Annotated in this window: 8 protein-coding genes; all 8 read right to left on the bottom strand. The window is 48.9% G+C overall.

The window, feature by feature from the left end; all coding sequences use genetic code 11:
- Positions 1 to 361: 361 nt before the first annotated feature.
- Positions 362 to 982 carry a prepilin-type N-terminal cleavage/methylation domain-containing protein gene (locus tag QUB33_RS27975; protein WP_333357432.1) on the bottom strand — a complete coding sequence of 207 codons (621 nt, stop codon included), beginning with the start codon at positions 980 to 982 and terminating at the stop codon, positions 362 to 364.
- Between the two features lie 448 nt (positions 983 to 1430).
- Complete coding sequence (locus QUB33_RS27970; RefSeq protein ID WP_333357429.1) at positions 1431 to 2069, bottom strand: Uma2 family endonuclease; 639 nt, start codon at positions 2067 to 2069, stop codon at positions 1431 to 1433.
- Between the two features lie 111 nt (positions 2070 to 2180).
- On the bottom strand, positions 2181 to 2789 hold the full coding sequence (locus QUB33_RS27965) for a GspH/FimT family pseudopilin (RefSeq protein ID WP_333357426.1): 609 nt from the start codon (positions 2787 to 2789) through the stop codon (positions 2181 to 2183).
- Between the two features lie 58 nt (positions 2790 to 2847).
- Positions 2848 to 3972 carry a hormogonium polysaccharide secretion pseudopilin HpsC gene (hpsC, locus tag QUB33_RS27960; RefSeq protein WP_333357422.1) on the bottom strand — a complete coding sequence of 375 codons (1125 nt, stop codon included), beginning with the start codon at positions 3970 to 3972 and terminating at the stop codon, positions 2848 to 2850.
- A 64-nt stretch (positions 3973 to 4036) separates the two neighbouring features.
- On the bottom strand, positions 4037 to 4639 hold the full coding sequence (locus QUB33_RS27955) for a prepilin-type N-terminal cleavage/methylation domain-containing protein (protein WP_333357418.1): 603 nt from the start codon (positions 4637 to 4639) through the stop codon (positions 4037 to 4039).
- A gap of 32 nt (positions 4640 to 4671) precedes the next feature.
- On the bottom strand, positions 4672 to 9732 hold the full coding sequence (gene hpsA / locus QUB33_RS27950) for a hormogonium polysaccharide biosynthesis protein HpsA (protein ID WP_333357415.1): 5061 nt from the start codon (positions 9730 to 9732) through the stop codon (positions 4672 to 4674).
- 245 nt (positions 9733 to 9977) lie between these two features.
- Complete coding sequence (locus QUB33_RS27945; RefSeq protein WP_333357412.1) at positions 9978 to 10157, bottom strand: hypothetical protein; 180 nt, start codon at positions 10155 to 10157, stop codon at positions 9978 to 9980.
- Positions 10154 to 10527 (bottom strand): hypothetical protein (locus QUB33_RS27940; protein WP_333357408.1); only part of this gene is annotated, 374 nt, incomplete at its 5' end. The genes QUB33_RS27945 and QUB33_RS27940, both read right to left, overlap by 4 nt.

Genomic DNA, 10527 nt, shown 5'->3' with positions numbered 1-10527 from the left:
GCATTGGTTAGATAGGATGCTTTTTACAAAGGGTATACTTAGCTATTTTACTATGGTTGTACTACCGGACATGATATGAGATGTGGCGTCAGGAATTGACGATCGAATTTGACGATCGACAACAAGGCAAAGTCGGACACGGCAATGCCGTTTCCCTACCCCAAAATAATCGCTCGCGCGATCGCATATAAGCATCGACAACAAGGATATTAAGGACACGGCAATGCCGTTTCCCTACTCCAAAATAATCGTAGCTTGCGGGGTTCCGGGCGATCGCCCCCGAGGATGTAACGATCGACAACACGGCTATTGAGGACACGGCTATGCCGTTTCCCTACCCCCAAAATTATTGATCGCCCTGTCAGTAACAATATCTTTGGTTTTCGTTGCGTGTTGATTGTCTTTTGGAGGTGCGTTTATGTCCTAGGAGAGTGGAAATGATGATGCAGCGTTGGCTGTTTCTTAAGTTGGGATGATATAGCGTTAGGGTTCCTTTGGCTCTTATACTCGTTAGGGTGCAGTCGTGGTCGCTTCGAGATACGGGGCAACCTCGATGGTTGAACATGACTCGCCGGATTGTGCCGTTTGTTTTTTGCTCGTTGTTTTCATTTACTTGGAGCACTGTTGTTTCATCTGGATCTATTTTAATTTGCGGTTCTAGGTTTTTCCATTGACTGGCTGGTACTTGGGCTGGGGAAATGTCGGCTGGGTGAACTGCTATTTGTACGTTTTCTCCTACTTCTTTGAAGCTGGCTTGCCATGAAATTTTGTCGCGTTTGGCGTTGCTGTGTGCGAGTTCCATTGCCCAATAAGCTCGATCGAGCGATGCTTTTAAACGCTGGTTGTTGATGAACATCAGCCAGGAGGGGGTGACGATCGCACTAAATATTCCTATGATTAATATAATTATCAATAGCTCAATCATTGTAAAACCTGCGGCAGGTGTAGTGGCTCTGCCTTTGAGCGTTTTATATATTGACACGTAGATGCACTCCCTGATATTTAGCGGGCAAAAAAAACAGCTAGGAGGAGCTATTTTTTATTGGCTATATTTTAACTTTGGGTTTGGGGAGTGTATAGATCGGTATTTACTGAAAATTTATGCAAATTTACAAAAGCGGGTAAGGAAACGGTAGTCAAGAAACGGTTGTGCGGTTTCCCTACAGCAATTTTGTCATCGCCCGATCGCATAAATCGCCCGCATAAATCGCCCGCATAAATCGCCCGCATAAATCGCCCGAAGGTATGTTGTTGCGCTTTAGCGCTCTCCCCTAAGCTTAAGAGCGATTCGAGCGTAAGTACATACCTAAAATTTAACCCCTATTTGTGATAGTTGGTCTGAGTCCTCACCAATTTAAAAAAGCAGGTAAGGAAACGGCTGTCAGGAAACGGTAGTGCGGTTTCCCTACAGCAATTTTGTCATCGCCCCGCTAAATTTGCGCTTTTACCCAAGATCGAAAGGCTTTCATCGCGACGTTTCTGCCGGCTGTTTTGCTTTGTTCTAAATATTGGGGGATGAGCTCGGTGATGGGGGAGTTGGGAAACTGGAGACTGCGATCGGACTGTATGTATTTTCCATTTTGCAATACGCTGATTTGCAGGTTGCGGCCGTTGTAGCGCCACAATTCGGGAACTCCTAATGCTTCGTAGTTGTTGAACTGAGTGCGGGAGGTGAGGTCGATTTCTATGGCTAAATCGGGAGGTGGGTCTGTTTCTATGTCGATGCGGCTTTTGCCTCTGACTGCGGCTTCGTTTTGGATGTAAAAACAGGTATCTGGTTCTACTCCTTGAGCCATTTTTTGATTTTTGAAGGTGGTGGAACCTAGAGACCAAAATTCAATACCAAGTTCTTCGAGTAGTGCTTCGACTAAGTTACCAATCAGGACTTTACCAATTTCGTGTTCGGGTAGGGGAACCATGATTTCTAATGTTCCTTTGCTGTAGGAAAGTCTGGATGCGCGACTTTCTCCCAATTCTGTTAGTAGAGTTTCAAACATCGACCAGGTTATGTCTTTGAGTAATAGTTGATTTCCTGGCTGGATGATTATTTGTTTTAGTTCTAGCTGCATATTTTGACTGTTTTAATAGGATTTGAAATATAAAATAATTTAAGTTAATATGTTTTAGCAATTCTGCATTTATGCGGAATTGATGTTATGGATTAAAAAATATCAAGGGGGCTACTTGCAACCCTTTCCTGTTGAGGTATCGAATGTCCCTTCATCTGTTCTCATTCCTCCTAGAAGGGTGTCCACAATTACACACTGCTTTGTACCGCCGCGAGATGGAGCAACTGTGACATAAAATGGAGTTATACCTGTGGTGAGATTGCCTTGGTAATCAAAAACGATCGAGTTTGGAGGCGTGGTAGGAGCCGCAGGTGTATTAACGGTAAGCGCAATAGTACCAGGTTTGATTTCGCCTCCAGCATTTAACGTCTGCGTACTACCACCCGTACCTAGTGGGGGGTTAAACGTGACTGTTGGCGGATCGACAGATGGGGCAGAAAATGTAACTGTGACATCGCGCTTAGTTCGTTTTGCTTCGCTTTGTGCAAGACGTAATGATTGGAAAACGCGATCGTTCACAGTGCGAACTCTTTGTCTGTTGATGAATGCCTCCCAGCTTGGAGCGGCGATCGAGCTTAATATACCTACGATTAACCCTATCACCAGCAATTCTAGAAGGGTGAATCCCTGATCGCCCTTTCTGGATGCAGTATTTTTGTAATTGGGGTTTGCTTTTGTTGCAGAAATCTGCAAAACTTTTAATAATATTGGGGTTTTCATTTTACTCTCCTGTTTTATGTGCTAGTGCCGCGAGTCGGAAATCTGTTTCAAACATAAGTTATTGTCCTACTGCACCGAGACCTTGTACTTGAACGGTTGCTGTTGGGAAAAATGCCGATTTGTTGGGGTTGTAAGCAGTATCGTTGGGTTGAAGGCGACGCAGGCTGTTTCCTCTGATACTAACTCTGGCTATGTTTTTAGATGTATCAACACAAGCGTAGAAGCTATGAGCTGAATTGCCTGACCTGTCGGTTATGAGTAAATGATCGGGAACGAATGCTGGTGTTCCTGCCGGTGTTACTGCGGGCGGGACAAAACCCAGAAGAGTTTGACAATTTGCTCCTGTCGGAACCGGAACATTCTGTGTACTGTTGTCTATATAATTAACCAGCACTTGAGGGTTTTGTGCCCCTGACCGTGGATTTGCCAATCCCGTTGGATTTGTCACATTAACTGTTGGATTGTTTAGGCTAAAACTTGTAGCTGGAACAGCGTCAGTGGAAGTATTAAAAGCAGGATCTGTTTGCTGAGCAGTTGTTGTGTTGCCAGTACCGTAAGTGGCCGCACCACCTGGAACTGATGGGTCTATCAGTCGATCGATTCCATCCCTAATTTCATAGCGGACAATACGGGTAGGACAATTCCCTCCAGCCGGCTGACACCAAGTAGAGTTGTTATCTCTAATTTGGTAGTAAGCAACTAAAGAAAGTACGTAGGTGTCGTTGCATTGACGGGGATTCTGAGCATCGCAATTTATGGGTTTGACACTAGCAGCAACAGTGGGATTAATAGGAAGAGAATTTTTGAGCTGCTGGCGCTTCCAAAATACCAAAATTGGTGTTCCATTTGCATTTGGAGGAAGCTGGGGTCCAACAATCTGTTCGTTAGGGCCAGTAGGTCCATTTAGCGCTCTATTGTCGTAAATATACATCGCTTGACTCAAATCTTGGGCGATGAAATCCACCGCTGCCTGAATGTCTTGCTCGGTGTTTGACTTTACTTGTTCCCTCCTGTCGGTATTCAGCATATCGACTACAAAACCGAGCATCGGCGTAATGATTAAAAACGCCATAATTGCTCCAACCAATAGCTCGACCAGAGTCATGCCCTTTTCTGTTTGGGCGGAGCCAGAGCGGTTTCGCGGGTGCTGAGTTTTTAGAAGCAACCTGAGTAAAGTTTTCATTTTGACTGTTTCCTTTGTCAAATGGGGGGAGGAATTTTAAATTTAATCGAAGTTCCTGCGATCGTTATTGACAGCCACTGGTTCGATCACAGAGCGATCGATATGCAGAAGCACCTCCTTCTGTAGTAGGGGGAATTTGTGTTTTCATTACCACCAAAGGCGCTTTGGGGTTGCCAAGACCCGAATTAGCAACTGATTGCTGTTCAATTTTCATCGTACCCGGAGAAGAAAAAGCATCCGCCCGGTAAACCCGAACAGTCAGATCATAGCCTGTGTTTGTGGCAGTGTTTCCTGTAGCTGCGGGACGAACACCCTGAACGTAAAAGTCTTTTTTACTGCTATCAGAACAGTTGGGGTCTTCATCCAAGTCAACACAGTACAAATTATTAGAGGCAGTAGGAGGAGCGATAGGGTTTCCGGGCGCAGGAAACCCTGTATCTGCCGATTTAATCGCCCCCGTTCTGAGAGCGTCGATGTAAGCTCTCGCCGCCTGGGTGGCGAGTTCCATCCGCCGCGCTTGTACGCGAGTCGCTACTGAGAATGCCATCACGGGGGCGATGGCGATCATCAGCACCGAAACCACAATCATCGCTACCAACGACTCGATAATCGTGTAGCCGCCATCTCGCGACTTGGATACATTTTGTTGTCGTTGTTGGTCTGTCATATAGAAGTCTCCGGTAATTGCTCTGCCGAAAGTTAAAGGTTTGGAGGACAAACTGCTGGGCGATTGGGATTGGTAGCAGGTATAGCAGGTGGGCCGGAGGTATTCGACGCCGCTTGGGGAACTTCCGCACACATCAAAGTTTCTACCCACGGGTCATTTCGGGGTACTTCCCGGAAATACTCATCCGGGGTAGACTGTGCAGGAGGAGCAGTGAACCTTTGGGTAAACAAGTCAGGCGACTGAGATACCAGGCCCACGTCATAACCCCAGTTCCTGATAGGGGGAACAAAGAAGGGAATCCTACCCAGATTATTTACACCGGGAATGTTGCCGACGGAAGTTCTATAGCCAGCTTCAGGAGGGTTAGCGAGAACGAATCTAGCAGGTACCGCGGGAAAGGCCGGTAGGGGTGCAAATCCCGGCGGCGCAAACAGGCTCAGCAACTTAGTGCTTTGAGCTGTCTGTTCGGGAGCCGCCGGATCAAGAACCGGGAGGTAGGGTGCGGTGCTGTAGGCACTGCGGTTGAACTGAATAAAACTACCTTGAATGTTGTTGGGAATGTTCCCCCAGTTCTCCAAAAACCTCGGCAAGTTTTGCAGCCCGCCGTTAAAGTCACCAACGTTGTTGCTTAATGATCGGGAAGGAGTGTCATTCGAGCCTACAATCAGATTGAATGTTGTGGCCACAGCCTGCGGTATCCACCCCGTCACTTGCACGACCCGATCGCCTGGAGGTGCGTTATTATTTGCAACCGCTGGCCCCACAGTTTGAGTTTGCAAGACCGGTATCAGCAGCGGCTGCGAGCCATTTGTCCCGGCTGATGCTGGGGCTAAAACTGGTAGCACTGCACCGGTGCTGTCAATCCGGCTGCGGTTGAATACATACGGGAAATTGTCTACGCCGTAGGTTACGGGAGTACCGCCAGAGGCTGCAGTCGTTGCAAACCACAAAGAATTAGCTTGTCTATCGCCTACGCCGAGTACAACATTATTTCCGCCAGTAATTCCTAAAGGCGTTGGATTGTTATTTGCATCTAGCACCAGATTGGCATTTGTAGGGCGGTTTCTTTGAAAAGCAACTCGGCGGGGAAAGCGTTGATATTGAGGCGCTGGGGGAACAACAGTTGTTCCGGCTAGCCACTGGGCAGATGGCACACCCACATTTGCAAAGGTGTTATTTTGTGGATCGACGAACCAGTCGTTATCAGTACACGCAGAAACCGGCAGTTTTATGCAAACTTCCATTAAATACTCTGGGAACTGCCCGCGCCGCTGCACGGGGGTGACGAAGTTGTTGAAGTAAGAACTTCTAAGAGCGTTTATATTCGTCACGTAGTCACTGTCTAAAAGTGCTGTCCCCGGTATGCCACCAGTAGCAGAGAATGCGCGACTCGATAGTCCGTTGGTAACAAAGTTATTGCTGTAAAATCCTTGTTGTTTGCGAGGAAATACAGCAGCAGCACCGGCATTGTTTCTCAGGTCGAAATCTCCCTCGTTGCGGAAGCCAAAACGGTAATTTGCAGAGAGTAAAGTGACTGCATCTGACAGTACGTTTGCGGGACGCCAATCGTCGCCGGTCGTACATCCGCTGACTCTGGGGTCGTTTTGGCGACAGGCAAAGTTTGGATTGAGGGTTTGGCGATCGTAGAAAGTAGTCCAATTCAGAGCCTGAGTAAACTCTTCTTGAGTGTGACGGTTGAAATTTCCTTGAATATAGACGGGCAAATTAGATGCCAAAGTTAGTCCTTTTTCCCTTACCACCTGCAAGACACTAGGATTAGTTCCTATGCCGGGGCTTCGAGCTAGCTGGTTACCGTTAACGAGCAGAATCCCGTTAGGCTTGCGGGTGGGGTCAAGTCGGGAGTCCGTAGGACTGACCGATGCGCTCCTTGCTTCATCTATGCTTGTGCCTCCTGCAGCGGGTATGCGGGAGCTGATATCGGGCAGCGCATCATCTCGGCTGGCATAGATAATCCCGCTGTTGGGCAGTAAATACTCTCCCGCTCCAATTGCGGTGCTCCGCAATACATTGAGGTCTATTTGAGTGGCGCGAACTTCTAAGGGTTCCCGTTCTTCTAAAGGCAGGTTGTACTGTCCGGTTAGGCTCGCTGCTCGTGATGTTGGGCTAACATCTCTTAGCGGACTGCTGAGCGTAAATGCTTCGTTAACGTTGGGGGTCTGCCAGTCATCGCGATCGACCGCCTTAATTTCTCTAGCATTCAAAAACGCTACTTCTTTTATAGCTGCGCTATTATTGGCGCCATCAGGAATAAGTCCGGGAGCTGGAGCGGCGCCGCGCAGAATTTGTAGAGCGCAATTAGTTGAATCAATAGCGGCTGTTTCTGCCAAAGAGCGATCTGCCGGAGCGCTTGCGAGAGCCTTTCTCAACAGCGGGTTGACAAACCGACCGTCGGGGAATACTAAGTTAGCTTGCCGTACTAAATCACTAGCTCCGGGGAACAAACCGTTTACGGGTGCCAAAGGACCGATCGCTCTCCCTGCTACTATTCCATTGACGCCATAGACTACCCCGTTGTTAGAGCCAACTTGAGTGCCGCGAACCCCTAATGTGGTTTGACCGCTGACATCAGGAAGTCCCACTCGATTTCTGGCTGTAGAAGCAGTGCTGGGGTCGTAATAACTGCTGATGCAGGCCAGTGGCGTTTCATTGAAAGTTCCCGCTGCAGTCGGACTGTTTGCATAGTGATAAACTACTGTCGCCCGCATCCGCAAATCCCCCTTGGCATACTGGGGAGTATTCGGGTCGATGGTAGGAGTTGCAGCAGCAGGCAGTCCTGCTTGTGTTAGCCCTCCTGGGGGGAAAGGTGCCGCTCCTACTGGCGCTCCAGGCAATGCAGTCCAACTCAACGCATTGTTGTCATACACCTGAGACCCCGGGCCCAGAGGCGACATCGGCATGGTATCGGGCCACACAACAGGGTAAGCCTCAATAACTCCTGTTGTTGTTGGGTCGTCGTAAGTATCAGCCGGGTTTGATTCCCCCCCCTTGGTCACACCAGGATTTAAAGGATCTTGCCAACTGGGGGGTGGCAGAAAAGAATTTCTGCGCTCGTAAACCCCTGCACCGGTGATGACGCGCAGACCACCATTGCCATCCAGGGGATTGACAGGTACTCGGGCAGCTTCACCTTCCCAGAAACCGCTGCGGTCGGTCGCTCCCACGTCAGCCAGCTTTGTCACCCTCGGCGCTCTGGTACGCTGTGTAGCGCTGCCCGTCCAGGTTGCACCCGGAATGTCTTGGGGCTTGCTGACCAATTTGCCATCGGCGGCGTCCCATCTCAGGGCCGGTAAGTTATTGCCCACCACTACGCGATCGCCCAACAGTGGTTCTTGTTCTGGCTGTGTTGAAGGGTCTGTTGCTTGTAGCTGGCTTGTTGTAAGTTGAATGTTGGTTGCCGTGGGATCGGGAATGCTCCATGCGTCGGGAGGTCGCAGATCGTCGCCATTACCTTGAATAGGCAATGCCCCCGGTGTTTCTGGCGGTAGCGGTGGCGACCAGGGAAGGCTGTAACCTAGAGTTGGGTTGTTTGTCGGTGCGGCCGGCCCTACTTCAGCAAAAGGAACCTTCCGGAGTGTCTGTTTAAAATGTTCTTCCAGCGCTTGTTTGCGAGTTTGGGTGTCCGGTTTATTTCGCACCGAAAATGGATCGTCTGCGGCTACAGGCTCAACATCTTCATCGGGAGGGTTTTGTCCCCTTCTTGCTGCTACAAGCATAGAGAGGCGGGCTGTATAGGCAGCATTGTTATAAAGTACCTGTAAGCTGTTATTTCCAGTGGCGGATTGATTGGCGGGGCTAATGTTTTGGGCTGCAGTTTGCATCGCTTGAGTTCGGCCGCCGACTCCTGGAAGACTAGATTTTGTCCGAAAAAGATCTACGATTACGGGATTCCTGGGTGTTGTGCTGCCCGACCATCCGCTGACTACATTTCCTCCCACCGTAATTTTGCTATTTTCCTGGTTGTAAAAACAGGACTCTGGGCTGCTGAGTTGATACAGTTTTATGCCATTATCTGGAACACCCGTCCCTGATACCAGCAAATTGCTATTTGTAAGTATACCCCCGTTCAGATTCAGCCGAGGTCCCGGCGATATATCTAGATCGTCTTCATAAACTGCCGCGTTGTTGGCGAGGGGAATGCGGCTTTGGTCTTGCTGGTATTCAAGGGCCGAAATGCTGGTGGTACCTTTAAAGGCTTGATAAGTTGCACCCAGGGAACCTGCTTGGGCGGCTGTAATTGGTACATTAACCGTATAAACAAAAAAGCTCTTTTTCAGTAGACCGTCGTCGGTTTTGTACCAACCGAGGTTGCCCACCAAACTAGCAACTGTACCTCCACCCCTGGCACAGGCAGGGGTTGCATTCCCCGACATTGGTGGGGTTCTGGCTTCGATCGGTCTTCTCGGTCTTGTGAAGTCGCCTACAGTTGGGGCGACATTACTGCGTGCGGGGGTGCGGGAGAATATTCCGTAGAGAGTAAAAGTGTCAAAAAATCCATCGTTATCGGTATCGACTGGATATCTCCAAGCAGTATTTATAGCTTCATTTTCTAAATTTGTTGTTGGGTTAATAATTGGATTTCGAGGATTGTCTGGATTTATGCCATTTGTGGGAACACTAAGATCGGATCTAAGTATCAGCCGTTCCTCTCCCCCAAATGTGTAAAGATCCGTACCACCTGTAGCGTTGGCCAGCCTGCTGTATATATTTTCATCGGATGGAGTCGCAGTCGGTTTTTGCGGGTCTTCGTACAGCAGGAACTGAATTTTTGCTTTCGCCCGATCGAGCGCGGGAGTCGCGGCCGCCAGCACCTGCTGGTTCACGCGCACGTTACGCGCCGTATTAGCCCGATCGAACGATCGCAGCGTAATCGCCACCGTCAACAAAATCACTACCAGCAACACCATCGTCACCGTCGGCAGCACAAACCCCGCCATCGGTAGTCTCGCCCTCCGGCCCATAGCCATCAGGGTTTGCAGCATTGCTCTCATCAGCCGCTTGGCCCCGGATCTGGTAACACCAGCAATCCGCCGCAGCAGGGATACGATAACTTTGGATAATTTGCTCTTAAACATTGACGCCTTCCTGAATAATTTCAGAGATGGTATTGCAGGTAGTTACTGCTCGACAGTACAATCCCATCTTTATTGTTCCCATTTTTTGCAACTTCCATATCAGCCTCTTGCACAAATTTAAATCTGTACCTTGGCTGAAAAATAAAACCCACAAACCCGCAACCAAAATCGCCGCCGATAATATATTTTTCAGCGAAAGATTTGCCCCGCACGAATTAGATCTTCCTAACTCCACTCTAATCTAGTTAAATTAAAATGTCAGTCGCCAGAGCCAGAGTGAATTCGATCACCCAAAAACAGTGATCGCGATCGTATGCGATGTATTTCCCAGCCCGCCCAGGCAGACTTTGTTTGTCTAGGCTCGGTTTCAACCACCGGAATCTAGAATGTAGAGAGGGCGATCGAATTGTGGTTAAGGCTGTCAATCGATTTTAGATTTTAGATTAAAGAATTGAAGCATTGACCCCACGGATAAATTCGGGGGCTTGTATCCTGGATGCTTTCGGTCAAAGTGCGATCTCAAATCTTGCACCATTGCCAATAAGCCTTTTAGGGGCGGGCTCTGGGGCCCACGCCACAATAAAATTGAACTATCAGTGGAACAGGCTTTTTGCCTGGTTTCCAAAATAGTGCAAGATGTCAGTGCGATCGAATTTTCGTTTTGCGCCCCAGCCCGCCGGCGGTTAAAAACCCCCGTCTCATAGCTAAAGTCCTCTAAAGAGCGTTCCACGGGCGCCGCACGCCCGTTATGAATCAAAGAAACAGTTTCGCTCGCCCAAAAGTTGCCAGCGATCG

The sequence above is a fragment of the Microcoleus sp. B3-A4 genome, from assembly GCF_036705385.1.
Classification (GTDB): Bacteria; Cyanobacteriota; Cyanobacteriia; order Cyanobacteriales; family Microcoleaceae; genus Microcoleus.
Note: the sequence above shows the minus strand (reverse complement) of the source record. Positions and strands in the feature narration are given on the sequence as shown.

Coding starts and splice junctions, on each gene's coding strand:
- hpsA (WP_333357415.1), bottom strand. CDS start 9,732: ATGTTTAAGAGCAAATTATCCAAAGTTATCGTATCCCTGCTGCGGCGG.
- QUB33_RS27970 (WP_333357429.1), bottom strand. CDS start 2,069: ATGCAGCTAGAACTAAAACAAATAATCATCCAGCCAGGAAATCAACTA.
- QUB33_RS27955 (WP_333357418.1), bottom strand. CDS start 4,639: ATGACAGACCAACAACGACAACAAAATGTATCCAAGTCGCGAGATGGC.
- QUB33_RS27965 (WP_333357426.1), bottom strand. CDS start 2,789: ATGAAAACCCCAATATTATTAAAAGTTTTGCAGATTTCTGCAACAAAA.
- hpsC (WP_333357422.1), bottom strand. CDS start 3,972: ATGAAAACTTTACTCAGGTTGCTTCTAAAAACTCAGCACCCGCGAAAC.